23 protein-coding genes are annotated in these 26,853 nt (G+C 40.3%); 1 reads left to right on the top strand and 22 read right to left on the bottom strand.

What is annotated here, in order from left to right:
- Positions 1–2: 2 nt before the first annotated feature.
- From HMPREF9707_RS04960 to HMPREF9707_RS04890, 15 genes are all read right to left on the bottom strand, one after another.
- Positions 3–941 carry a ketopantoate reductase family protein gene (locus HMPREF9707_RS04960; protein ID WP_006701596.1) on the bottom strand — a complete coding sequence of 313 codons (939 nt, stop codon included), beginning with the start codon at positions 939–941 and terminating at the stop codon, positions 3–5.
- A 25-nt stretch (positions 942–966) separates the two neighbouring features.
- Positions 967–2,424, bottom strand: a complete 1,458-nt coding sequence (allW, locus tag HMPREF9707_RS04955) for an allantoin permease (RefSeq protein WP_006701595.1) — start codon at positions 2,422–2,424, stop codon at positions 967–969.
- Positions 2,425–2,470: 46 nt separating this feature from the next.
- Complete coding sequence (locus HMPREF9707_RS04950; RefSeq protein ID WP_006701594.1) at positions 2,471–3,706, bottom strand: amidase; 1,236 nt, start codon at positions 3,704–3,706, stop codon at positions 2,471–2,473.
- Between the two features lie 27 nt (positions 3,707–3,733).
- Complete coding sequence (locus HMPREF9707_RS04945; RefSeq protein WP_006701593.1) at positions 3,734–4,996, bottom strand: amidohydrolase family protein; 1,263 nt, start codon at positions 4,994–4,996, stop codon at positions 3,734–3,736.
- 34 nt (positions 4,997–5,030) lie between these two features.
- Positions 5,031–5,783 (bottom strand): SDR family NAD(P)-dependent oxidoreductase, encoded by a 753-nt coding sequence (locus HMPREF9707_RS04940; protein ID WP_006701592.1) that lies wholly within the window; start codon positions 5,781–5,783, stop codon positions 5,031–5,033.
- A gap of 698 nt (positions 5,784–6,481) precedes the next feature.
- Positions 6,482–8,098, bottom strand: coding sequence for a PucR family transcriptional regulator (locus tag HMPREF9707_RS04935; protein ID WP_006701591.1), 1,617 nt, complete (start codon positions 8,096–8,098; stop codon positions 6,482–6,484).
- 360 nt (positions 8,099–8,458) lie between these two features.
- The gene (locus HMPREF9707_RS04930; protein WP_006701590.1) at positions 8,459–9,463 is read right to left on the bottom strand and encodes a sulfurtransferase; all 1,005 of its coding nucleotides are present in this window, start codon (positions 9,461–9,463) and stop codon (positions 8,459–8,461) included.
- Positions 9,464–9,545: 82 nt separating this feature from the next.
- Positions 9,546–10,286 carry an amino acid ABC transporter ATP-binding protein gene (locus tag HMPREF9707_RS04925; RefSeq protein WP_006701589.1) on the bottom strand — a complete coding sequence of 247 codons (741 nt, stop codon included), beginning with the start codon at positions 10,284–10,286 and terminating at the stop codon, positions 9,546–9,548.
- A gap of 18 nt (positions 10,287–10,304) precedes the next feature.
- Positions 10,305–11,024, bottom strand: coding sequence for an amino acid ABC transporter permease (locus HMPREF9707_RS04920; RefSeq protein ID WP_006701588.1), 720 nt, complete (start codon positions 11,022–11,024; stop codon positions 10,305–10,307).
- 61 nt (positions 11,025–11,085) lie between these two features.
- Positions 11,086–11,964, bottom strand: coding sequence for a transporter substrate-binding domain-containing protein (locus tag HMPREF9707_RS04915; protein WP_006701587.1), 879 nt, complete (start codon positions 11,962–11,964; stop codon positions 11,086–11,088).
- 278 nt (positions 11,965–12,242) lie between these two features.
- Positions 12,243–13,121 carry an ATP-binding cassette domain-containing protein gene (locus tag HMPREF9707_RS04910; RefSeq protein ID WP_006701586.1) on the bottom strand — a complete coding sequence of 293 codons (879 nt, stop codon included), beginning with the start codon at positions 13,119–13,121 and terminating at the stop codon, positions 12,243–12,245.
- Positions 13,118–14,044, bottom strand: a complete 927-nt coding sequence (locus HMPREF9707_RS04905; protein ID WP_006701585.1) for an ABC transporter ATP-binding protein — start codon at positions 14,042–14,044, stop codon at positions 13,118–13,120. The genes HMPREF9707_RS04910 and HMPREF9707_RS04905 overlap by 4 nt, the downstream gene beginning before the upstream one ends.
- The gene (locus HMPREF9707_RS04900) at positions 14,037–14,873 is read right to left on the bottom strand and encodes an ABC transporter permease (RefSeq protein ID WP_006701584.1); all 837 of its coding nucleotides are present in this window, start codon (positions 14,871–14,873) and stop codon (positions 14,037–14,039) included. The genes HMPREF9707_RS04905 and HMPREF9707_RS04900 overlap by 8 nt, the downstream gene beginning before the upstream one ends.
- Positions 14,873–15,832: an ABC transporter permease gene (locus HMPREF9707_RS04895; protein WP_006701583.1), complete on the bottom strand. Its 960-nt coding sequence runs from the start codon at positions 15,830–15,832 to the stop codon at positions 14,873–14,875. The genes HMPREF9707_RS04900 and HMPREF9707_RS04895 overlap by 1 nt, the downstream gene beginning before the upstream one ends.
- A 90-nt stretch (positions 15,833–15,922) precedes the next feature.
- Positions 15,923–17,434: an ABC transporter substrate-binding protein gene (locus HMPREF9707_RS04890; protein ID WP_232217676.1), complete on the bottom strand. Its 1,512-nt coding sequence runs from the start codon at positions 17,432–17,434 to the stop codon at positions 15,923–15,925.
- Positions 17,435–17,823: 389 nt separating this feature from the next.
- Here HMPREF9707_RS04890 and HMPREF9707_RS04885 point away from each other — a divergent pair, with 389 nt between their 5' ends.
- The gene (locus HMPREF9707_RS04885) at positions 17,824–18,171 is read left to right on the top strand and encodes an ABC transporter ATP-binding protein (RefSeq protein ID WP_006701581.1); all 348 of its coding nucleotides are present in this window, start codon (positions 17,824–17,826) and stop codon (positions 18,169–18,171) included.
- Between the two features lie 52 nt (positions 18,172–18,223).
- On the opposite strand, the gene HMPREF9707_RS04880 is transcribed toward HMPREF9707_RS04885, so the two are convergent.
- The 7 genes from HMPREF9707_RS04880 to HMPREF9707_RS04850 all read right to left on the bottom strand — a co-directional run bounded on the left by HMPREF9707_RS04880 (position 18,224) and on the right by HMPREF9707_RS04850 (position 26,852).
- A complete protein-coding gene (locus tag HMPREF9707_RS04880) occupies positions 18,224–19,327 on the bottom strand; it encodes an ABC transporter ATP-binding protein (RefSeq protein ID WP_006701580.1) in 1,104 nt (367 codons plus the stop codon).
- A 329-nt stretch (positions 19,328–19,656) separates the two neighbouring features.
- Positions 19,657–21,654: a transketolase gene (gene tkt, locus HMPREF9707_RS04875; RefSeq protein ID WP_006701579.1), complete on the bottom strand. Its 1,998-nt coding sequence runs from the start codon at positions 21,652–21,654 to the stop codon at positions 19,657–19,659.
- Positions 21,655–21,804: 150 nt separating this feature from the next.
- Positions 21,805–23,529 carry a phosphoenolpyruvate--protein phosphotransferase gene (ptsP, locus tag HMPREF9707_RS04870; protein WP_006701578.1) on the bottom strand — a complete coding sequence of 575 codons (1,725 nt, stop codon included), beginning with the start codon at positions 23,527–23,529 and terminating at the stop codon, positions 21,805–21,807.
- Between the two features lie 87 nt (positions 23,530–23,616).
- Positions 23,617–24,348: an MBL fold metallo-hydrolase gene (locus tag HMPREF9707_RS04865; RefSeq protein WP_006701577.1), complete on the bottom strand. Its 732-nt coding sequence runs from the start codon at positions 24,346–24,348 to the stop codon at positions 23,617–23,619.
- Positions 24,349–24,372: 24 nt separating this feature from the next.
- Positions 24,373–25,152, bottom strand: coding sequence for an ABC transporter ATP-binding protein (locus HMPREF9707_RS04860; protein WP_006701576.1), 780 nt, complete (start codon positions 25,150–25,152; stop codon positions 24,373–24,375).
- Positions 25,136–26,008 carry an ATP-binding cassette domain-containing protein gene (locus HMPREF9707_RS04855; RefSeq protein WP_006701575.1) on the bottom strand — a complete coding sequence of 291 codons (873 nt, stop codon included), beginning with the start codon at positions 26,006–26,008 and terminating at the stop codon, positions 25,136–25,138. Before HMPREF9707_RS04855 ends, HMPREF9707_RS04860 begins: the two co-directional genes overlap by 17 nt.
- Entirely contained in the window at positions 26,001–26,852 is an 852-nt protein-coding gene (locus HMPREF9707_RS04850; protein ID WP_006701574.1) for an ABC transporter permease, read from the bottom strand. Before HMPREF9707_RS04850 ends, HMPREF9707_RS04855 begins: the two co-directional genes overlap by 8 nt.
- Between the last annotated feature and the right edge of the window lies 1 nt (position 26,853).

Genomic DNA, 26,853 nt, shown 5'->3' with positions numbered 1-26,853 from the left:
GATTACTCACCAAACTCTAAATAACTTTTCTCTTTTAAGTGTACTAAGTTCACTAATGCTTCGTTAATTGGTGTTGGAATATTATGCTTGCGTCCTTGACGTACAATTTCACCGTTAATGGAATCAATTTCTGTCTTACGCTTGTTCAACACGTCAATCATCATGGATGTACGGTTTTCTGCGGTCGCGCGACATACTTTCTTAATTCCTTCAGAGTCATTGAAGCTTAACTTAATACCTTCTTTATCTGCTACTGCTAATGCTTCTTCAGTAATGCGATCGAATAACCAGTTCTTCTCGTCAGAATCTAACGCTTCACCGTTCTTCAAGTAAGTTAATGAACCGACTGAGTTAATACCACTGTTCGCAATAAGTTTTTCCCAAATTAAGCTCATAACGTTCTCATCAACAATGGATTCACCTAAGCGTGGATCTACAAATAATTCTTGGATTTTTTCGATTCGCTCTGTACGTCCACCGTTAATTTCTCCAATATGCGTTCCACCATTACCTGTATGGTCAATATGGCCTGGTTCAGTAATAAATCCAGCTGTTGAAGTCGTTCCTGCCAAGATTTGCTCTCTTGGAACGTATTTTTCGATTTTCTCGATGTTTCCTGCCCCATTTTGTAAAGTTAACACAATCGTATTTTCATCGATTAAGTGCTTGTTCGCTTCCATCGCGACATCTGTAACATAGCCTTTAACTAAGATGATAAGCAAGTCAATTTTTTCTTGGATGTCTTTTGAATCTGAGAAAGCTTTAACCGGATAAGTCTTAACTTCATGATCAATAACGTGGTTGAAGACAACGCCATTTTTATTCATTGCATCAACATGCGCTTGATCGGTATCGATTAAGTATACGTCGTGCCCTTTATCTTGTAAGACAACACCATATAGTGCACCCATAGCACCTGCGCCGACAATTGCGATTTTCATAGTTAATTCCTCCATAATATTATTTTTAGATTGTTTCTTTTTGATTCATTGAAAGGATAGCATACACGAACCCTGCTACAATAAAGCCTGAGAACCATGATAGTTCGGTGAAGAGGCTCAATGCTGGGATAAACATTCCACTTAGCGAGACAATCAGTCCTACGAGTGTTGCAATATACGCTTTGACATTGGTTCCGCGATACTTCGATGGTTGACCTGTTTCAAAGTATAATTGATCTAAGTCGATCTCTTGCTTATCAATACCATAGTATTGGTATAACATGACCCCTGTTACTGGACCTAAGATGGCTCCAATTGCATTTAAAAATGTATAAATACTGTCTGGATTTTCCATGAGTTTCCATGGCATAATCACAACCGCTAGAATACTTGCAATGATTACACCTGAACGGTAATTAATTTTTTGTGGGAATAAGGCTACTAATTGATAAGCCGCTGGAATAATATTCGCAACCGCGTTCGAGTTCACAGTAATCAGTAGTAAGATTAGTGAAGCCAATACTGCGGCTGGTAAACTATCCCATGAGTTAATTACGCCTAAAACATCCCATTGTGCTACACCATAATGGATGGCACTTCCAATAAAGATAAACATACTTGTAAAGGCAAAGACAATGTAGCCAACTACCAAACCTAAGATTTGCCCTTTAAATTGTGCTTCGTCAGACGTTGCATGTTGGGCAAAGTCCCCTACACTTACCGTCGGTGCCGCCCAGAATGCCAGTACCGCATTCATAATGAGTAGATAACCGAAGGTTGTTTTCGGTGCTGCCGCTGCGTTTTCAACCGCATAGCTCATTATTGGACCGAAGCCTCCGCCAACGACAAATCCCCAAATTCCCATTCCGATAAATAGAACGTAAATTAGGATGGTTAAGATGGTGTTGAATTTATTTAAAAATTCGCCTCCGCTCAGACCAATCCATAAGTTCGCTAGCCAGAATAAGATAAACATAATCCAACCTGGGACAGATAATCCCAAGAAGGATGCTCCACCCCCGATATTCATCACACCTGGCCATAATTTAGCCACTAGAATTAGGAGTGCTTGTGATCCGGTAAATGTCTGCAGTGCAAACCAAGCAATCGCAACAACGATTCCCCGGAGCGCTCCCGGTAACTTCGCTCCTTTATCCCCATAGGTTGCACGCAGCCGCATTGAAAATGGAATCCCATATTTGGCACTGGCGCGACCATTCAGCGCTAACACTAGCCCCGCTAAAATAGCTCCAAGTACAAGAGCTAACATAATATTAAATGGCGCAATCCCTAATACTAGGAAGCCTCCAGCTGAAGCATAGTTTGGAATATTGTGGAGATTCCCCATCCATAATGTAAAGAAGTTCTTCTTGTCCATGTTACGTTTTTCGGACGTCTTCGGAAGTAACTCCTCCGTCGTGTAACCACGACGTTGATATTCTTGAATCATCTCTTGGGTGATGATGGTTTCACGTGATGTCATATAAATTCCTCACTTCTCTCATCGATGCCACAAAGGCACTTTATTTTTAAGTTTTTAAGTAATCTTGTGTGATTTGGCAAGCTAGCTTCACTAGTTGTAAATCACTGTGTCTTGGACTCAATAATGAGACTCCGAGTGGAACTTCTTCCATTGTCGCAATCGGTAGCGTCACTTGCGGAACGCCTGATAGTGGTGAAATACAGAGCAACTGACTTGATTGCAGTCGTGTATGATTAATGGATTCTTCACTATCTGTTCTTAGCGGTGCAATCGATGCTGCCGTTGGTAATACAACCACTGTATCCTCGGTAATCACTTGATCCACTTGCTTAATAATTTCTTCGCGCGCTTCAAGAGCCGCTTGATACTGCGCGTAAGTAATAGTTGAAGCCCATTCTAAACGGCTTCCCGGTCCTTCAGAAAGTTGCGGACGATACTTACGGTACCACCCTCCATAACTCTCCCACACTTCATAGCCTTGAATATGCTGGAATACTTTAACCCAATCTTGCAAGTCGCCTGGACAAATCTTACCTTCAACCACTTCATCGAAGTAACCTTTAATGCGCCCGATACTCGATTTCAGATGTTCGCGGACATTGTCATCTACTACATCTAATAAATCAACCGGGATAAAGAGACGCTTCAATGATTGTTGATGTTGGTCTTCACCTAAGATAAATTCAGATACTTGTTCGAACACGTCTGGATCTTGCGCGACATAACCTAACACATCCATCGACTTGCAGTAAGGAGCTTCACCACTATTATCTACTCGATAAAGTGTCGGGCGGATGCCTAAGACGCCGTTGTAAGCTGCGGGAACACGTACGGATCCAAGGCAGTCACTACCAAAAGCAACGTCCACATAACCGCCAGCTACTGCAGCTCCTGTCCCACTTGATGATCCACCGCAATAACGGCGTGGGTCGTGCGGGTTTAATGGCGACCCATAGTTCCAATTCTCGCCACTAATGCTGTAGCACAATTCATCACAAATTGTTTTCCCCACTAAATCCGCTCCAGCTTCTAACATGTTCACAATAAAACTAGATGTTTCAGTAGCTGGTTCATGCGTTTGAAGCCACATCGGATGTCCATTCGAATAAGTACTTCCAACAATATCGAATACATCCTTCACCGCGAAGGCCATTCCTTTCAATGGCCCTTCAGCGGCACCTTCTAGCGCAATATGGTTCTCGCGAACAAATGCTTGAAGCGCATCATAAGGCGGATGTGGTGAAACGGTCAATTTTTTGTTATTAAGTAACGTTTCAACCAAATTTTTTCCTACTTTCTGTTAAATTTCTTAGTCTACTAAAATTGGTGCTAACTTACTTGTTAGGTCGTTTTGAACTAAAATTTCACCTTTTTTAATAACGTATTTCAATAACGGCTGATCGTTAATTAAGTTACTTAGGTCTTTGTTATCATAAACAACAAAGTCCGCATTCTTACCAACTTCAATACCGTAAGTATCTTGAAGGCCTAAGGTCTTCGCTGGGTTGTACGTTGCCATATCAAGGACTGCTGTACGTTCAGTTGCTGAACCCATTTGTTGTGTAACTTGAAGTAAGTACCCAATCGCCATTAAGTCTGCGTTGTTGAAAGGTGTAAAGGCATTACGAATATTGTTCGTAGAGTATGCAACGTTGACACCTTTCGCTAGCATACGTTTAACAGGAGCCATTGCTCTTGGTGTATTCACTGGCTCTGCTTGACCGTTCATAAACATATCGGTTGCAGGAAGTGGCACAATTGTAATTTGAGCTTTCGCTAACTTATCGAAAATATGCGCTGCACGGTCTACATCAACTGAACCTAAAGTGGTTACGTGACCTAATGAAACACGGCCTTCCCAACCACGTTCGATGGTCATATCGGCAATCAGTTCTACTACGTTGTTCATTGGGTCATTCGGATCCGTACCGAAGTCTGCGTGCATATCGATTGGTAAGTCATATTTTTGTGCTAAGTCAAAGACCATTTCTAAATGTTTCTTCGTTCCTTCGAAGTTATCTTCTGCATAAGGGCATCCCCCCACAACGTCCGCACCCATTTTAATCGATTCTTCCATCATTTCGTAAACACCTGGGTGACGAACGATTCCTTCTTGTGGGAAGCAGCAAATTTGCATATCTAGCACATCTTTATATTTTTCACGTAAATCTGCTAATACTTGAACGCCGAGTGTTTTCTCAAATGGGTCCACGTCTGGAATCGCGCGCATAATCGTTGAACCATTCATAATACACCAGCGGATAACACGCTCTGCACGGCTATATACATCTTCATAAGTGTATTTTGATTTCAATTCAGCGGTGTTACGCATCGCCTCGTCAAGTGTCCCTGAGACGTTTGGTTTACGCTCTTCTAAGAAAGCTTTATCGGGATGGATATGACTTTCAATCAGTGTCGGTAGAATTGATTGACCTTGCAAGTCAATTTCTTCGAATTTTTCTTCGTTCGTTAAGTTTTCTCCGATTTCAGCAATAATGCCGTCAATGACTTTAATATCTTTATCGGATTCGTTGTCTTTAATATGTGCGTTTCTAATTAATAAATTACTCATGTTTCTCTCTCTTTCTATAATGTCATGCGATGAATTAAAGGACAGATTGTGCTCCGTCAATCTTGTAGTCCACACCGTTAATATGGCGTGCACGGTCACTTGCTAAGAATGCTGCTAAATATGCAACATCTTCTGCTTTACCGATATTTCCTGCTGGAGTTGCTTCGATTTGACGCATTACTTCTTCACGTCCCGCATCAATTGCGTAGCGTACCATTGGTGTATCCGTTAAACCAGGACTTAGGGTTACTGCACGGATACCCTTGTTCGCATAGTTAAAGGCTAATTGTTTCGTATAACCAATCACTCCGTGCTTTGCAGTAATATAAGCTGCGTCACCTACACCCGCAATAGATCCACCAATTGAACAAATGTTAATAAAGGTTCCTGCTCCTTTTTCTAACATTAATGGTAAAGCGGTGTTGGTCATTAAGTAAACACCCTTCAAGTTTACGGCCATAATGCGATCCCATTCTTCTTCTGAAATGCCTAATGACGGCTTGAAGTCCGCTAATAACGCAGCGTTATTCACGATGACATCTACCGTACCGAATTCTTTAACCGCTGTATCAATGATTTTTTCACCTTCTGCTTTGCTTGAAACGTCAGCAAGAATCGACTTAACTGTCCTGCCGTTGTCGAGAATCATTTGTTCGGTTTCTTTCATTCCTTCTTCTTGCACGTCGTTAATAACAACTTTAGCACCTTGACTTGCAAATTCAATCGCCATCGATCGACCTAACCCACCTGCTGTACCTGTAACGATAATGACCTTATCCTTCAACATTTACATCTTCCTCCTTTTATTGTTAAACCCCGCTTTTAGCCAAATCCGATGACTCGGCCTACTCGCCTACTTAATCTACACCTCATACTGTAATCGTTATCATGAACTTATCCTAGGCAACCCGCGCACAAAAAACGAAAACGTTTTTAGTTGTTTTAACTAAAATGGTTTAACAGCATATATTGTTAGAGTTAGCTCTTGATATGATTAAAGTCTATTCGCGCTGAATTTGTTCAGCTCAAGGGGCGGAGATGAACTTTCGCGCTGAGGTTGTTCAACTCAATGAGTGAAGATGAACTTTCGTGCGGAGTTTGTTCAGCTCAATGAGCGGAGATGAACTTTGTGGCGGAGATTGTTCAACTCAGGGGGTGGAGATGGACTTTGTGGCGGAGTTTGTTCAACTCAATGAACGGAGACGAACTTTCACACTGAGGTTGTTCAACTCAATGGGATGAGATGAACTTTCGCACGGAGTTTGTTCAACTCAATGAACGGAGATGAAGTTAACTGAGACAGAACTACATCTCAAGCAACCCAGATGAAGTTAACCGAACCAAAACTACATCTCAAGCGAACGAGATGAAGTTATCCAAACCAGAACTGCACCTCCAGCAATCCAGATGAAGTTCGACGCCACACAAAAACCCGAAGATGCATCATCTTCGGGAAAAATTGGATTGTTCCAGCATTATTTAGTTCTATTCACTTAGCTCTAAAGCCAATCGGATATTTAAGGAGTTCCGAGGCGCCGAAACGGAGTACTCTAGCATTTCTTCACATTTCTGAATCCGGTAAATCACTGTGTTGCGATGAACAAATAACTCTTTAGCGGTAGTAGAAATTTCACATTGATTGCCTAAATACGTCTTCAATGTATTGCGCAATTCAATCATTTGCTTGTCTTTCGGATAAGCCAACTCTTTTAAGACAGACTGACAATAATATTTCACGACATCACTATTTACCTCACCAAATAGATGATAGAACACGTTGTTATCCAGATAGTTCACAATATCGTGGGCGGCTCGTTTTTGAACTTCATCATACACAATATTAGCTTCATTACAGGATAACCCTAACTTACTTAAATCTAAATATGTATTGCCCAGACAGAAATAGATATCCATCTTCAAATCTGCCTCAATGCGCTCCTGAATTTGGTGAAGTGTCGCGTTCAGCTTCTTAGTATATTGCTGTAAAATAAGGTACAGACTATCACTGCGCGAATCTTCAAAAACGACAGTACCCTTCAAATAATCACCGGCATAGGTACGTAGCCATTGGGCAAGAATCTCCATCTTCTCTTCTTCATAGCTACTATTGTATGGTAACCCCAGCGATGCGGCATCGCCAATTCGAATCACTTGATAGTAGTTTGTCGGCAAAATTCCATAATTTAAATCGGTTAAGAGCGATTCATCCGGAACTCGTCCCACTTTAGATAGGCCCATCAAGCGTCGATAATACTCTGACTGAATGGCGTGCTCGGTGGCTGCTTCTTTGCGATCTTTATAAAGCGCGAAAGACATGGATACTGCAACCTGTTCGAAAGTAAAGGCGGATATTGGATAAGGTAACTGCTCAGGATGTAAGATTACCAAGTAATGTGGATGATGTTGGTAGGTCTTCAGTGAAATAACCCGAATGCGGATGACTTGTTGATCTGAGTCTTCAAGGGGGAGACGAATCGACATTTCTTTTTCAATTTTTTGATCACGAAGAAATGATAAAACGCGATCGATGATCGATTTGTTTTTCCCCTTATTAATATCTTTTGAAGCATATTCCAACGAATAATAAGGCGAAATTAATAGAACCGGTGTACCAACAATTTCTGCAAAACGATCAATAATAAATTGCTGCGACGCTTCTCGGAAAATCAAATCAGTCAACTGCTTCTGAATATTCAAAGCAAAGCTCAAATCATCGGTACCTTGAATCATATTTTGAATTTGATTTACTACATCAATTAAGAAGATCCCTTCGGGCACGCGAAAGACTAACAATCCTTGTTCATCGGCATAGTCGACAATATTTTGTGGGATCTCATCAAAGAAACGCCCAACCTTAAAGCCTAGCGCCACCGCATGCACTCGCTTAAGCGAATCAATCAGCTTCATCATTTCATCAGGCATATCTTTATAAATAATTCCTGTAGTTACTACTACGACGCCCGGCTTAATAAATTTCTCAATGTCGGGAACTTCTGACAAAACAACCGATGTTACTTCTTTATTCAATGTAACATTGCGATCTGTCGCAATATCAATTTTATCAAAAAAAGGATGACTAAAAATTTCTCTAAGTAAAACCATGCATGCAACCTCCTTCATTTTGACTGTTAATTGTATTGTACATGAATTGTGGTTATAAAAAAATAGTTGAGTCTAGCTCTCAAGTTATGGAATATACAAAAAAGCTCGATGATATAAAAATATCACCGAGTATCTATTATGATAATGAGTATTATTAGCCTAAGTATCATCCAAAATAGCTGTTCTTTCCTCAACATCTTCTATAACGTATTTTTACACATCATAACAGCAAATGATTTATAAAATCTCTTCCCTGTCTTTTAGAACTTTCATCACATTATAGAACCCCAAGTTTTTAATTTCTCTCTTGAGTCATAAGCATATATGTTTTTTTATTCAAATACTTATAAATAATAACAACTAACCATCAATTATTTTAAATTTATTGGTTCGCGGATCCCCCACTTGAACAGGATATTTTTTAGGATTAATTCGATGATATTTATTCCATTGAAATGATCCGCCTTGAAACATTCGAACTTTATCGAATCCTAATGTTTTAGCAATGAAAAACACAAGAGCTGCTCGATATCCTCCTCCACAATAAAATACAATTTCTTCACTAGGATTGATTCCCCATTCACGCCATGATTTCATTGCTTCAGGAGAGTCATAAACAAATTCTTTGTTTACGAAATATGCACAGTCATTATGATAACTTGACTTCGCATATACCGCGCCTGCCACCTCCATGTTATCGCTAGTTGTCACATAAGAATATCCACTTATTTCATTCAAATATTCTTGCCAATTTCTTACAGATGCAATGATTATATCAGGATTCTGTTGTTTTGCTTTTAAAAGATCATCCGGTGTTTTTAATAAAATATTAGGTCTTTTAGGTACTTGAATATCAATCTTCCCAGGTTCAGCTGCAACATTTATTCCTTCTTCAAAATTGTAGCCCTTTTCCTCCCAACCTATGAGACCACCGTCTAAAAATTTAACATTATCAATTCCTAACCAATAAATAATGAAAACAACATATGCTGCTATGCATTGGTCATCCGAATATACTACGACTGTTTTGTCAGTTGAAATACCTTTATTTTGCAAAACTTCTTTTATAATATTTGCATCCTTAATATTAAAAGTTTCCTTATCTTCTATCTCTCCAATAAAAATGGGTATTGCTGTTGGTATATGCTTTTCTTCATACTTTCGATGGAAAGGATGCGAGGCATCCATCTGAGATAGTTTTTTTCTTGCATCTTCATTTTGAATTGAATTATTGTAAGAGAAGTCTAAGATAACTATATCTTGTCCGCCTTCTTCAATTTTTTTGTGGAGCCAATCGGCTGTAACAAAGAAATCATTTGAATTAACATTATTACTTTTTCCCAATGATATCCCATAGTTAATCATATTTTTCTCCTTCTATAGATATAAAATTATTAGTAAATCCATCCTTGATTTATTCAAACAGGATCGCATGAATTTAATTTTTCTACTCTCGTTCCATTTGTGATAAAAACGAGCGGATACGATCATGCCTTGAGTTAGTAAAGATATTTTCAGGATTAGCAAACTCTAATATTGAACCATTGTGCAAAAACATTACTCGATCTGATATAGACTTAATAAATTCCATCTCATGAGAAACTAAAAACATTGTAAAATCATGCGTTTGACTTATTTCGCGAATAACCTTAAGCACCTCATTTACCAACTCGGGATCCAGCGCAGAAGTTGGCTCATCAAATAGGATTATTTCTGGTTCTAAAGCAAGCGCTCTTGCAATTGCTACCCTTTGCTTTTGCCCGCCAGATAGATGCGCTGGATAAAACTGTGCGTAATCTTTCATCCCTACTTGGCTTAAGTATTTTATTGCTTTCTCTGTTGCTGCTTTTTTCTCCATCCGCTGCACAATGATTAGACCCTCAGTCACATTTTCCAAAGCTGTTTTTTTGTTGAATAAATTAAAACTTTGGAAAACCATTGACATTTTCTTCCGTAACCTCAAAGTATCTTTTTCTTGAAGATTTGCTAAATTAAATTTTTCATTATCAATAGTCAAATATCCATTTTGTGGTTTTTCTAACAGATTTAAGCACCTTAATAATGTTGATTTACCAGAACCTGAAGATCCAATAATTCCGATGATTTCTCCTTCTTTTACTTCAAATGATAAATCATCTAAAATAACAGTATTACCAAATTTTTTTGTTAAATGCTCAACCTTTATCATCTGAAATTACCTCTCTTCTTAAAGAATATCAGGAGACTCTTCCGGTATCGATATTTTCTTTTCTATAAATGAAAATATTAGCTCTAAAATTATTGTTAAAATCCAATAAATGATTGCTAATGCAACGTAAGCTTCAATGAATCGATACGTTCTTCCACCAATTATCTTTGCCGCTGCAGTCATTTCAATTACTCCACTCGAAAAAGCTAACGATGTTCCTTTTAAAAGACTGATGAATGAATTACCTATATTCGGCAAAGCAACTGAGAGCGCTTCTGGTATAATAATCCTTCTAGCAACTTGTACATTACTCATACCAATTGTCAAACCTGCTTCAATTGAGCCCTGGTCCACCGATAATAGTGCTGATCTAAAACTCTCGGATAAATAAGCCGATTGATTAATTCCTAATGCCGTAATGGCATAAAACATATGCGGTATGCCTCCAAGTTGAAGCTCCAAGCCCAGTTTATAGTTAATATATCTTAAAAAAATAGGTATCCCAAAATAGGCAATGTATAATTGAATAATAATTGGGGTTCCTCTTACAAAAGATACATATACTATTGATAAGGTATTTAAAATCGGAATTTTTTTCTGTCGAACTATAGCTATAATAAAACCTAATACTATACCTAGTATCATAGACAAAACCGCTAACACTATAGTGGTACCAAGATACTCCAATAATAGTGGCATTTGTGAAAATACAGATCCTATATCAAAAAAACTACTCATTATTTCCTCCTAAATAAAGGTGCCATAGTTTAGAATGGCACCTCATTTATTTTTAACATAATTAATTCGTTTGTTTTTCCATATTTTCTGGTTTTGGAAGCTGATTTTCTTTTAAAATATCTTCTTGGAGCTTTTCAAGCGTCCCATCTTTATAAAACTCTAATAAAATTTCATCCACTGCATCACGCAATTTTTTACCTTCTTCTGTTTTAGGAAATACAAAATAAGTCTGCGCATTTCCTACGAACTCATCAATCTTTTCTTGAGGTAATCCCTCTAAAACTTTATCGTCAATTAGAGTATAATCTACTTTTTCATCAACCTTCTCATTAGAAGCCCTAAAGTTATTTAATAATTGTGCTTCAAATACTGTAAAATCAATAATCCCATTATCTAAAGCGCCCAAGAAGGTTTGACCTCCAGATCCATCGATATAATAAATTTCAATTTTTTTATCATCATCTTGAGATGCATTCCAATTTTCCATCATAATAGATGCCGATATACCTGGCAGTCCATAAAATACCATACCTTTTTCAGCAAATTGCGTTAAATTGTCGAGTTTTTCATCACCTTTTCTGTAAACAAAATAGTAAGGCGACTCATTGATAGGACGCGAATAGTAGTAATTTTCACTTCTTTCATCATTATAACTCAACATACTTGCACCCATTTGATATACTCCGGACGATAATCCCGTGAACAAGCTATCAAATGTTGTAATTTCAAAATTAATATCATAATCTTCTAATTTTTCGAAAATTAATCGCGCAAGCTCAATGTCATATCCTGTTAATTGATCATCTTCATCTACATAAGTATATGGTTTATTATCACCGGTAGTTGCAATATTGACATTAGTTACAGCAAAAATTCCTAAAGGATTAATCATTAATGCAGATAATATAAAACTCATAAATATTTTCAAGGTTTTTTTCATTTTAACTCCTCCTTTTTTCTTTCCAACTTATATTACTCTTAGGCTTTAATCAATTATCATTCTAACTCATTAAAACCTAAGAGTAACTTTGATAATAGGGCACATCTGCCACAATTTACTATGACTCACCTGTTCTCAATAATGCTAATCAATTTACCACCTCCTATATATTTGCTCGCAACTTTATTGCAAGTTAATGTTATCACATACCTTTTTTGATTTCAATTTCATTGAACAAAAAAAGAAACGGAATCAGTCCGTTTCTTTACTCTCAACTTCTAATCCAACAACACCCAATGATTCGGTCGGACTTCTTCCCAACGGGTTCCAATCGTAATTTCGGCTGGAATGCGATGTTCCTTATTGGCTTGTCGCAATCGGGCTTCACGCGGATCCGGCAGCGGGATGGCTTCCAATAATTTTCGAGTATATGGGTGTTGCGGATGATTGAAGATATCCTCGGTATCCGCCAATTCCACAATATTTCCTAGATACATGACCGCAATCCGTTGACTAATACTGCGAACCATTGCCAAGTCATGCGAAATAAATAGATAGGTTAACTCCTTCTCTTTCTGTAAATCCATTAACAAATTAATAATTTGTGCTTGAATCGACACATCTAACGCAGACACAGGCTCGTCGCAAACAACAAATTGCGGGTCGGTCACAATTGACCGCGCAATAACGATCCGTTGACGTTGGCCGCCACTAAATTCATGCGGTCGCTTATTAAAATCAGCGGGAAGAATTCCCACCTCCTCTAACATCTTACCTGCCAGCTGTTTCGCCTCAGCCATTGAATAAGTCAGCGTGAGTGGTTCAGCCACAATCTCTAACGCTGAACGATTCGGATTCATCGCTGAATAGGGATCTTGGAAAATAGGCTGAAACTTTAATTCTTTTTGAATCTCACGTCGTAAGGCCGCATCAATCTCCTGCCCCTCATAAAGCACTTGCCCTGAAGTGGGTGATTCCAGACCTAAAATAATATTTCCTAATGTGGACTTACCTGAGCCAGATTCACCTACTAAGCCGAGTGTCTCACCCTGACGAATTTCCAAGTTGACGTCGTTTAAGGCGGTAACTTTAGACAACGTTTGGCCGAAGATATCTTTTTTCTCATACACCTTGCTAAGATTTTCTATGGTAATCATGCGGTTTCGTCCACTCCTTTCAATACGCGGTGGGGTGTCTCTAAATTATCATCGGACACATTGACAAGAATTCCTTGTTTTTCAGATTCCGATAAAATTTGTCGTTCCATCGTATATAGTCTCTCACCATTCACTCCACGTGGGATGGCCTTAATCAATTCACGAGTATAACGGTGCGCTGGACGATAGAAAACATCCTCTAAGCTTCCCTCTTCAACAATGACTCCGTCGTACATCACTTTCACTTCATCGCAGATTTCTGCAACCACGCCTAAGTCATGCGTCACAAAAATCACACTCAAATCTTCGGATTGTTTCTTTCGAACAATTAAATCTAAAATTTGCTTTTGAATCGTCACATCTAACGCCGTGGTTGGTTCGTCCGCAATTAATAACTTCGGTCGCTTTAATAAAGCCATACAAATCATCACGCGTTGACGCATTCCTCCGGATAGTTCAAAAGGATATTGCTTCGCAACACGTTCGGCATCTTTGATTCCGACAGAGCGTAACTCTTCAAGCATACGTTGCTCCGCCTTGTCTCCCGTTAAATGATGGAACCGCTCAATCACTTCAAGTAAATGATAGTTCACTTTACGCAGAGGATTGAGTGACACATTCGAGTCTTGAAAAATCATCGAAATCGGTAAATCAAGTAGATTCTTACTCTGAACTGCATCGCCGTCAAATCGATATTGGTCAAAGTGACTTTCCAATCCCTCCGGTAGCATCCCCATAATTGATTTCATCGAGATACTTTTACCAGAACCGGACTCGCCGACAACACCGGTAATCTTATTTTTAGCGAAACTCGTACTGATTGAATGTACTAATTCGCGATTAGGAAGCCCTTTTTTATTCGTATGAATCGTTAAATTGTCAAAGGCGACAATGGGATCTCGATAAGTTGTTTGCTTATTCATGTAAATCCTCCATTTCATACGTATCTCTTAGTAAATGTCCCAGTTGGTTAAATCCATAAACTGTTAACATAATAAGTAACCCGGGGATCAACGCCATATGCGGAGCTCGTTGCAAGCTCGACTGCGCATTTTGAAGTAAGCTTCCCCATGATGCATGCGGTGGTTGTAGCCCGACTCCTAAGAATGATAGAGAAGACTCCGTCATAATAGCACCCGCAATACTTGCTGTAGACGCAACTAGCATCGTAGGAACAACGCCAGGTAGGATATGCTGAATCATGATCTTGACAGGATTAATCCCAATAAATTGTGCATAAACCACATAATCTCGCTCCTTCAACGCTAACGTCTCAGCACGAACCAGTCTCGCTAATGACATCCAAGAAAATCCGCCGATCACAATAATAATCGTTGTCAGCCCGGGCTTCATAAAGACACTTAACACAATCACAAGGACGAGCCACGGGATTGAAGATAAAATATCCACTAAACGCATTAACAATGTGTCAACCCATCCCCCAAAATAACCTGAAATTAAACCGATGATTAGACCAATTAATGTCGTTGCTAACATCGATATAACCCCTACATATAGCGAGACACGACCACCGTATAAGACACGAATAAAATAATCACGTCCCAATTCATCCGTCCCAAACCAATGAGCACCGGAAGGAGGTTGCATCATGTTCGTTACGTCGGTTGCATTAGGATCTATCGAGAATAAAGGCGCACTTACAGATAAGACAATCAGTGCTGCCAGTATAACGATGGCTATCCAATATGCCGGGCGCAAGTAGAGCGCTCGTTTTAATTTTCGCATAAACATTAACGCTCGCCTCCTTGTCGAATTCGTGGATCCACGATCGTATACAAAATATCCGCTAACAGATTACCAATAATCACGAGGGTCGCAGATAATAGCATTACAGCCATAATCACGGGATAATCCAACTGTTTCGTTGCTGTCATAAAGTACGGTCCAACACCTGGCCATTGGAAAATGGTCTCACTAATAATGGCTCCGGTTACTAACATCGGTAACGCAAACCCAATCTGTGTGACTAATGGCAGTAAAACATTCCGGCTAATATGCTTACTAAAAATTTCTACTCGACTCGCGCCAAGAGAACGCTGAACTTGAACATAATCGAGATTCAGCTGTGTCATCGCCGAAGCGCGAATATAACGTGTTAAATCTGGGAACATCGCTACGACTAAGACGATATATGGCATAAAGAAGTGAGCCATAAAGTCACTAAATGAATCTTCTTGCCCTACCGAATGCATTCCAACAATCGGGAAGACATTCAATCGATAACCCAGTAAATAAATCATCAACATCGCAAACCAAAATGGCGGAATTGAAATCCCAATCGTGTTGATATTATCTAACAATCGATCTAACCAACGACCTTTGTTAGCAGCCGCTACCAAGCCTAAAATAATTGCTAAAATAAATGACGTCACATAAGCAGGTAAAACCAACTTAATCGTATTCGGAATTCGCTTAGCTAATTCGGCCGCAATCGGTTTTTGTGTAATAATTGAAGACCCTAAGTCTCCCGTTAAAATATTTTTAATCCAGAAAAAATATTGCAATAAAAAAGGCTGGTCGAGCCCATGCTTTTGTCTCAATAATTCAATCTGATCCGGCGACATGTTCGGCGTTGCAATCGCATCGATTGCATCATATGGCGCTACATAGATTAGACTAAATACAATAAAAGAGATAATTAGCAATAGCGGAATCATTTGCAATATTCTCTTGCCAATAAATTTAAGCATAATCTTCTCCTTCGAATAATAGAAGGTGCACGTTAACAAATATAGATTTGTTCCCATGCACCCACCGATTCGCATCAATTTGATGCTATATTATTTAATAAATAATTTTGACATATCTTCCATAGTATAAATTGGCACAAAGCGAGCATCTTCAATGCCATCGATACGCTCATTGACTGCAAAAACTTTCAAATTATCTACTAATGGATAGATCACAGCATCGTCCATTAAGACTTGTTGTAACTCATGGTAGATTTCTTTTCGTTTTGAATCATCAATTTCTTTTGCCCCAGCTTCAAATAGCTCATCAACTTGCTCATTCGCATATTTGAAGGTGTTATACGCACCATCCGATGTGAAGAGTGGTGTATAGAAATCAGGGTCTGTTCCCATAATATAGCCTCCGATAAAGAGGTCTAAAGAGGTTTGGTCTGGCTTGCTTGTCTCAGCATAAAGCGCTGCGCCGTCCATTCCTTTCAGCTCTAAATCAATACCTGCTTGAAGTAGTTGTTGTTGTGCTAAAGTAGCCACCATTGTTTGAACAGGGTCATTTGCAGTATAACCTAGAGTGATTTTTAATCCTTCAACACCGGCTTCTTGCAATAGTTCTTTAGCTTTTTCTGCGCCACCTTCATGCTTGTTCACATCTTCTGTGTAGTATGGGTTTTGTGGCGGTAAGAATGAGTATGCGTTATGGTAATACTCTGAATCTAAATAAGCTGCTAAGTTCATTTCGTCACGGTTTAATGCGGCGAAAATAGCTTGACGTACTTTTACATCATCTAGCGTATTAGTATTCACCCCAATGTAACCCACACGGTTCTCACTATACGTGTGAATATTCACCGGTTGATTTTCATAATCCGCAATATCTGCTGGCATAATAATGGACGCGTCGACTTCCCCTTTTTGTAAAGCTACTTTTGCTGTGTCCGCATTCGCAATAATTCGGAAAACAATATTTTTGATCTTCGGTTTACCACCATAGTAGGATTCATTCGCTTCGAATGCTAAGTATTCACCCTGACGGTATTCCTTTAGTCTATACGGACCCGTTCCTACAGGAGAGGCGCGTAATTCATTGACTGAGAAATCAGGCTCACCTTCGTAAATATGCTTTGGAATAATGTAAGTTTCTGTTGCAATATTATTGACTGCCGCTGCATTGACTTCTGGTAATTTGAATTCTACCGTATGATCGTCTACCGCTACGAATTCAATCGGTTGGTCGCCTACCCATAATTTGTCAGCATTACCATTTGCTTTGTCAGCTTTCGTCTCATAAGTGAAAACAACATCCTCAGCTGTAAATGGTTCACCATCTGACCAAGTAACGCCTTCTTTTAACTTCACTGTAATGGTCAATCCATCTTCAGCAACTTGAATATCCTCTGCTAATTCGAACTTATGGCTACCGTCACCTTCAACACGAATTAATGGTGAGAAAATCATATTGGTAGTCGTTAATCCCCAACGGTCTGACGTTGTGATCGGGTTAATCGACAATGGATCACCTGAGATGGCATATATAAAGGTATCATCTGCTTGTGCCCAAGCTGTTACACCACTCACGCCACTCGTGACTAAGAGTATCGATAACATCAATAATTTAAAGATTTTTTTCATTTTCATTCCCCCTCGATTGCTTAGTATAAATCATAACTAATTTAAAGTCTGCTTAATTGCTCAGAGCAACAATATTTTTCGGACGGAGGCTTAAGCTTTAATCAGTCGCCTGTCAAAACTCATTATAGCTTAAGCTTCTGTCCTAATTTATTCATCCAACTGACAGATGACATCGCTCAATAGCAGTATCCCAATAGCATCATCTTAACAAATCCTCCCTTCTATTTTTTATACCAATTACATATGTGAAATAAAACACAATGCGTTAGCAATGTCATCGTAACACAATCTATTTTAGGGCGCAATAAGTTGGTTTGAATTTTAAATAGAAACTCATTAACCAAATTATAGTGGGACTCCATCCATTGCTAACGTTGATGCTCTTAGATTTTAAGAAAGAAAAGAATTTAACCTATCTTTTCATTGCATATGACCTATCCATGGTCAAATATATTAGCGACCGAATTGCGGTAATGTATCATGAGAAAATATTAGAACTCGCTTCTGCTGACGATATCTATCACCACCCTGTGCCTCCTTATACGAAATCACTACTTTCAGCTATTCCGCAACCGAACCCGAGATCAGAAGCGCATCGCAAGCGATTAATCTATCAACACGAAGAATTCAGTGAACCTTTAAAATATCACGAGGTTCGACTTAATCATTTTGTATTAGCGAGCGACCGCCAATTAGATAAATGGGTCAAGTAAAATATAAAACGTCCACTCGAATTGAGTGAACGTTTGAATCGTTTCAGTTTAATTAACGAATAACTTCTTCGGTCTCTACATCATAGAAGTGCGCTTTATTCATATTCAGTCCTAGTTGAACGTGAGAACCAGGTTCATGGAAGTCACGCGCATCAACTTTAGCGATAATCTCAACATCGCCAACTTGAGAATATAAGATGGATTCTGCTCCTAACATCTCTGAAACAACCACTTCGGCTTCAATAATTGAATCAGGATTTGCATCCAGGAAGATTTGTTCGGCTTGAATATCTTCAGGTCGAATCGACATAATCACTCTCTGGCCATTACCAACATGCTCTTCGAGTAATTTTTTCTGTGGTTCAGTAACGGCAACATCAATGCCTGATTCCGTCGTAACTCGACCATCATTATAAATTACTTCGAAAATATTGGACGCTGGTGAACCGATAAATGAAGCCACAAAAACATTATCTGGATAATTATAAACTTCACTTGGTGAACCAATTTGTTGGATAAAGCCATCTTTCATAATGACAATTCGGTCTGCCATCGTCATTGCTTCAGTCTGGTCATGGGTTACGTAAATCGTAATGGTTTTAATCCGTTTATGTAGCTTCGCAATTTCAGCACGCATTTGAACTCTTAACTTCGCATCTAAGTTTGACAGCGGCTCGTCCATTAAGAAGACTTTCGCTTCACGAACAATCGCACGTCCCAGTGCAACCCGCTGAGCTTGTCCACCGGATAATTCTGAAGGTCGACGGTTCAAGTATTCAGTTAAGCTTAGAATTTCTGCGGCTTCACGAACGCGACGGTCAATTTCCTCTTTTGGAACTTTACGTAACTTTAGACCAAAAGCCATATTATCGTATACCGTCATATGTGGGTAGAGTGCATAGTTTTGGAATACCATGGCGATATCACGGTCTTTCGGTGGAACATCATTGACGACTTGTCCGTCGATAATCAGTTCGCCTTCAGTAATATCTTCAAGTCCTGCAATCATCCGTATTGTTGTTGATTTTCCACAACCTGAAGGCCCAACAAATACAATAAATTCACGGTCTTCAATATCCAAATTAAAGTCCGTTACCGAATATTTTTCTGCGCCATCGTACTTTTTATAAATATGATTTAACTTAAGTTCAACCATCACTATTCCTCCAGATCCATCTTTTTTAAATACTGCCTAGCCTGAGTCGCCCCAGCGATATCATTGGTCATTATACACGCAAAAAGCGTATGCTACTTGCACCGCTTACATCACTTACTATTTCGAATGACCACTGATTATTTTATATCAAACTTTATACGCATTAAGTGAGTAAATCTTACCATATTGAATGCACTTTTGCAAACCCTTTTATAACTTTATCCCCTTATTTAACAAGCAAAGACACCCCCTTCAAATTCTCAACAATTAGCAGAGCTTGAAAAGGGGGGTGTTTTTTTCAATTATATTTTCATCAATGTGCAGTTAGCTTATTTCAATTTCTTGTAAGTTGAAACAATATTGTCTGCTGTAAAACCAAAGTGTTCAACAACTTCTTCACCTTTACCAGATGCACCGAAGCGGTCGATTCCAATCACCGCACCGTTTAAACCGGTGTATTTATGCCAACCATAAGTAGCTCCCATCTCAATCGCTACACGGCGCGTCACGTCTGACGGTAAGATACTTTCTTGATAAGCAGCGTCTTGTTCTGCAAAACGGTTTTCAGCAGGCATTGAAACAACCGAAACATCGATGCCTTCTTCGCGTAACTTCGATTGAGCTTCAATCGCTAAAGCTACTTCCGATCCCGCTGCGATTAGAATTCCTTCTCCGTGACCCGATTGAGCCGGTGAAGCAATATATGCTCCGCGACGAACACCTTCTTCAGCATATTCCGCACTGTGTTCTAAGACTGGAACGTTTTGACGTGTTAATACTAGTAAAGTTGGACGGTCTTTCGATTCAACCGCAATTTTCCAACCTACTAATGTCTCGTTGTAGTCTGCTGGACGGATGACATTCAAGTTCGGCATCGCACGGAAAGCTGCCAATTGTTCGATTGGTTCGTGTGTTGGTCCATCTTCACCTACCGCAATCGAATCGTGTGTCAGCACATAAATTGCTGGAATTTGAGATAAGGCTGATAGACGAACTGCTGGCTTCAGATAATCCGAGAAGACAAAGAATGTTCCACCGAAAATACGCGTACCACCGTGTAACATTGCTCCGTTCATAATGGCTGCCATCGCAAATTCGCGTACCCCATACCACAAGTTGCGCTCGCCAGGTGCTGCTGGTGAATAATCTCCAGAAGAGCTAATCGTTGTCTTATTTGATCCAGCTAAGTCGGCAGATCCACCCCATAAGAATGGAATAGATTCCGCTAATTGATTTAGAACCTTGCCTGAGCTAGAGCGAGTTGCGTCAGCTTTCGTATCCGGCATTGCGAATGTTAAGGCAGCATCGTAATCAGCTGGTAACTCACGACGGAATGCAATTTCTAACGTCTCTGCTAATTCAGGATGGGCTACCTTGTATGCTTGGTACATTTCCATCCATTCATTGTACTTCGCTTGACCGCGGTCAATCACGCGTTCTTTGTACGTTGCATGAATCTCTGGTGTAATTTCGAACGTGTTTTGGGTCCATTTTAAGAATTCACGCGTCACGCCCCAGTTCTCTTCTCCCAGTGGCGCACCGTGGGTTTTCGAAGTTCCTTGATCTGGTGAACCATAACCAATCACCGTTTTAATCTCGATTAACGATGGTTGACCTTTATGTTGTTTAGCTGCTTCAATCGCTTGATGGATCGCGTCTAGGTCATTACCATCTTCAACGAGTTGGTAATGCCAATTTTGAGCTTCAAAACGCTGCTTAATATCTTCATTGAAGGCCATGTCCAAGTCACCGTCTAATGAAATATCATTACTATCATAGACTGCAATCAACTTATCTAACTTATTATGTCCTGCAAAAGAACACGCCTCGTAAGAAATACCTTCCATTAAATCTCCATCTGAGATTAATGCATACGTATAGTGGTCAATCACTGGATATTCATCGGTGTTGTATAATGCTGCAGCGTGGGTCTCCGCTAATGCAAAACCAACCGCTTGCGCAATCCCTTGTCCAAGAGGTCCAGTGGTCACTTCAACACCCGGTGTATGATTCACTTCCGGATGCCCTGGTGTTCTACTTCCTAATTGGCGGAATGACTTCAAATCATCTAAAGTCACATCAAACCCACTTAAATGTAATAAACTGTATAACAAAGCTGAACCATGTCCTGCAGATAAAATAAAGCGGTCACGGTTCACCCAATCCGTTACAGCTGGATTAACATTCAAATGACCTGCCCAAACTGCATAGGCCATCGGTGCAGCACCCAGTGGTAGCCCAGGATGCCCAGAATTGGCTTGTTCTATTTGTTCAACACTTAACGCACGCAGCGCGTTAACGGCGACGGTATCTTTTTCATTGTACATGTAGATATTAATCCCCTTTCCTAATGTTCTTTCTTATTATCTCAAATATCTTCATTTTTTTCATCTATTAATTGATGATTTTAGCGAATGGGTTACGAATTCATAGAAAAACCCCGCCAATGCATTTGGCGGAGCAACTTAGTCAATCGATTATTGATGAAATTCATTTAATAATTTTACCACGTCTTCAGAAGAAGCACACTCAGTCAGTGCGCGTTCAACAAGCGCTTGGCAATCCGCATAGTTTGCGTTGCGGATTAAGTGACGAATGCGTAAGACACTACCTGCACTCATTGAGAATTCGTCAAGTCCCATACCGAGTAGTAGCGGTGTTGCGACAGGATCGCCACCCATCTCACCACACATACCAACCCATTTGCCTTCAGCATGCGCATTATCAATGACGAACTTGATTAAGCGCAAGATAGCTGGGTTATACGGTTGATACAAGTTAGAGACACGTTCGTTCATCCGGTCGGCTGCCATACTATATTGGATTAAGTCATTCGTTCCAATACTGAAGAAATCGACTTCTTTAGCAAAGTGATCGGCCATCAACGCTGCCGCTGGAATCTCAATCATAATTCCGAGTTGAATGGTATCAGCATAGGCGATGCCTTCTTGGTCAAGCTCGGCTTTCACTTCTTCATAGATTGCTTTGGCTTGTCGGAACTCGTCTACCGTCGCAATCATTGGGAACATAATGCGAAGTAATCCATGAACCGAAGCGCGAAGTAAAGCGCGTAACTGTGTCTTGAACATCTCTGTCTGGTCTAATGAGATACGAATGGCTCGGTAGCCTAAGAATGGGTTCATCTCGTCTGGTAAGTCAAGATAATCGAGCTCTTTGTCCCCACCAATATCCATCGTTCGAACTACAACTGGTTTGCCGTCCATTTGTTCTAGCACGGTCTTATACGCGTCATATTGCTCTTCTTCAGTTGGGAAATCAGCCGAGTCCATATATAAGAATTCAGTACGGTAAAGTCCGACCCCTTCAGCGCCGTTCTTCAAGACACCGGCCATATCTTTCGGTGTCCCAATATTTGCCGCTACTTCGACTTGATGACCGTCTTTGGTGGTAGATTCAGCGTCGAGTAATGTCTCTAATTCCGCACGGAATTCAGCTTCTTTAGCCATCTTTTGTTGATATTCTTCAACTTGTTGCTCGGTTGGATTGAGAATTACCATTCCTTCATGCGCATCAACAATAACTAAGTCACCGTGTTGTACTTCTTCAGTAATTGTCTTTGTCCCTACAATCGCTGGAATCTCAAGTGAGCGTGCCATAATCGCAGAGTGTGATGTACGTCCTCCGATATTTGTCACAAAGGCTTTAACAAATTGCTTATTCAATTGTGACGTATCACTTGGCGTTAAATCTTCTGCGACCAAGATCGCTTCATGTGCAATTGCTGCCGGAGAAGCAAGTTCCACACCTAATAGACTCGCTAAAATTCGTTGTGAGACGTCACGAATGTCGGCCGCTCGCTCTTGCATATAAGCATTGTCTGTCATGGACTCGAACATTGTAATAAACATCGTACTTACTTGTTGTAACGCTGCTTCTGCGTTAATTTTTTCGCTTTCAATCACTAATTCAATCTGTCCGACATATTCTGGATCGGCTAAAAACATTAAATGCGCATCAAAAACTTGAAGCTCTTCTGCTGACAGATTTGCTTTGGCTTGTTCTTGAATTCGTTGAACTTCTTCACGTGACTGCGCTACCGCCGCTTTGAAGCGTTCAATTTCTGCAGCTGAATCTGAAACTTGTTCAGTTTCAAAGCTTAAATCCGGATCTTTTAGTACATAAACAGGGGCAATAGCATACCCATCACTGGCTGCAATCCCTTTCACAATTCCCTTATTCATAGTATCTCCTTTTCTGTAAAGCATGTTAACTACAAGCTTAATTTACCTAAAATCAATGAAGAAGTCAATTTATAATCTTGCCGCATGTTATTTTAAATCAACAGTAAACCAACTCTCAGCTAAATGTACCGGAATCGCAGTTCGTTCAAGCACGACTTCTAAAATTTCTTCGGGATCACCATATATTGGCAAGTGGGTGAGTATCGCTTGCTTCGGTTCGGTCTCGACAATAAACTGTGCCGCATCCAGCGCATTCATATGCCCTGACGCTTCTCCAGAAATTTCTGAGTACAGACTCGCTTCGATAACCAATAAATCACTGTCTTGCGCTAACGGAATGAGCTCCGGGGCATATTCTCCATCCGCCCCATAAAATATCTTATGATCTGAATCTTGGATGCTAAAAGCGAGACAAGGTACGGGGTGGTGGGTGAATGCTGGGGTAAACTGGACTCCCACTACTTCGAAGGGTTGCCCCGATTCAATCGGATGAAATTCCACACAGTCATACTGACTCAATAACTCATAATACGGCTCGATAACTTGCCCATATAGATGCAAGGGTTGTTGAGTCATCCCTAGTTCTTGTTGAATCACCCGATGATAGATGAGCGCTCCTAGATCACTAAAATGATCCCAATGGTAATGCGATAAGACGACATGATTAATTTGATTTAAATCAATTCGCTGTTGAAGCGTCGAGACAATCCCAGAGCCACAATCAATCAAAATCGGTTCCTTCGCTTCGAGTAAGTACCCAGAAGCTGCTTTACCTGCTTTTAATGAACCTCCGTAATAGCCTACAACCGTCCATTTCATAATATTCCTCCTGCCTTTGACCCATTAATGAATGAGTTGATGATAGTGTAAAAGTTGCTTAGTATACGCATGCTCTGGTTGGGTTAAAACTTGTTCCGTCGGCCCAGACTCAACGACTTGACCGTGTTGCATTACTAAGACTCGATCCGAGATGTATTTAACCGCCGCTAAATCATGCGAAATAAATAAATACGTTGTTCCGTAAATTTCTTGAAGTTGATTTAATAAATTTAAGATTTGCGCTTGAACAGAGACATCTAAGGCTGAGACGCATTCGTCACAGATCAATATTTCTGGATTCAAAAGTAGTGCTCGCCCGATTGCCACGCGCTGGCATTGTCCGCCGGACAGTTGGCGAGGGTATCGACTCAAGTAACGCACGGGAAGCCCGACTTGTTCCATCATCGCTTCCATCTTTTCGATACGTTCATGTTCAGTAAAATTAGTTAATTTACGTAATGGCTCTTCAAGCACGTGTTGAATCGTATAGGTCGGATTCATCGACGTGTGTGGACTTTGGAAAACAAATTGCACATTGCGCCGATAATTCGCATACGCTTCTCGGTCCATCGATTGGATATCTTGACCACGATAACAAACTTGTCCCGACGTCGGACGCTGCAAATCTCCTAATAGTTCGCCTAAAGTGGACTTGCCACTGCCACTCTCACCGACTAAACCAACCGTTTCTTTAGGATTCAATTCCAACGAGACTTGATCGACTGCTACAATCGGCTGAGAGGCGGAGGATAGCCAACCTCCTCGCCCTTGAAATGTTTTATTAAGTTCAATTCCTTGTAACATTTTCAACCTCCTGAGAGACTGGCTTTGCGTCCGGCGATAAATAATGACGGACATCGAGAAGTGGTTGATCCGGGTCTTGTGACAGATCGAGCCGCACGTTTAATAGAGCTTGCGTATAAGGGGATTGAGGTTGTCCAAACACTGTCTCGGTCGGCCCGACTTCCCGAATTTCTCCTTGTTGCATCACAATGACATAATCGCAATATTTTTGAATTAAGTGCAAATCATGCGAAATAATGACTAAATTACGACAGCCTTGTTGTTGAGCTTTGGCTAATAATTCCATGACTTGATATTGAACTTTAGCATCAAGAGCTGTCGTCGGTTCATCCGCAATCATTAAGTGGGGTTGATTGATTAAAGCCATCGCAATCAGCACACGTTGACGCATCCCACCACTTAAGTCACGCGGTAAAGCTTTCAATATCCTTTCAGGGTGCTTAATTTCTACTTGTTCTAACAACTCTAAGGCACGTTGACGTGCCTCGGCTCCACTCGCCTTCAAATGCGTCCGATAACCATCGGTTAATTGTTCCTCAATCGTCAACAAAGGGTGTAAGTATTCCATTGTATTTTGGGGAATATAACCTATCTCGAGCGCACGAAATGTTCGTAATTTATCGGGAGCCATTTGATAAAAATTAACCGTCTCAAGAGCTAAATGATCATAACAAGCACTTAAATTATCTGGAAGCAAACCTAATAAGGTTTTGATTAGTAAGCTTTTACCCGAACCTGACTCACCAACGATTCCCAGTGCCTGACAACTTGGAATCGATAGGTTAATTTGATTTAGTAGGGGAAGGTCGTGCTCATCAAAAACGGATAAGTTTTGAACGTCTAATAAGTTAGTCATCCCACACCTCCATCCGTAATTGCCAACGGTCATTGAGACTGTCACCTAACATAATAAATGCTAATACCACACTGACCAGTACAATTCCTGTAGGTAAAATCATATACGGGTAAAGTAACGCATACTGCTGCGCTTCGTTCATCATTAAGCCGAGACTGGCATTCGGTGGTTGGACACCGAGTCCTAAGAAAGATAAGCTCGATTCAATCATCATACTGCTAGCAACACTGCCCGACGCTTGGGTAATTAACTTCGGAACATAGAAAGGTAAGACGTGTCGGAAAAGTATTTCCCAGCGGCTTAAGCCATAACTATAGGCTGCTTTTACAAAGTCTTTGTCTATAACTTCTATGGTCGTACTATAGGCCAATTTGGCAAAAGTGGGCATCAACATCAAGCTGATTGCCACCACTGTGTTCCATTGGCCTTTCCCTAAAATAAAAATAATTAATAGCGCTAATAAAATACCTGGAAAAGCAATAAATCCATCCACCACACTCATCATAAGACGGCGCCATCCTGGACGGGCCACACCGGCCACTAAGCCAATTAAGGAGCCTAGCGTCGCTCCTACCAAAACCGCACCCATACTAATCATAATAAATGAACGCATCGAATACATAATTCGCGTTAATATATCGCGTCCGAATTGATCGGTCCCTGCCCAATGGGCTGCACTCGGCGGTTGGAATCGTTGCGTTAAATCAACCGCTGTAGGATCCTGCGAGGTAAAGTAAGAAGCCAAACATAAAATAAACATCAAAACAATCATACTGCACGAAAGGTAGAATGCGAATCGTTCCAAGTAACGACGTTCTCGGCGTCGCTGAATAACTTGTGTCATG

This window comes from Falseniella ignava CCUG 37419 (assembly GCF_000301055.1).
Classification (GTDB): Bacteria; Bacillota; Bacilli; order Lactobacillales; family Aerococcaceae; genus Falseniella; species Falseniella ignava.
This window is presented reverse-complemented; position numbering and strand designations above follow the sequence as displayed.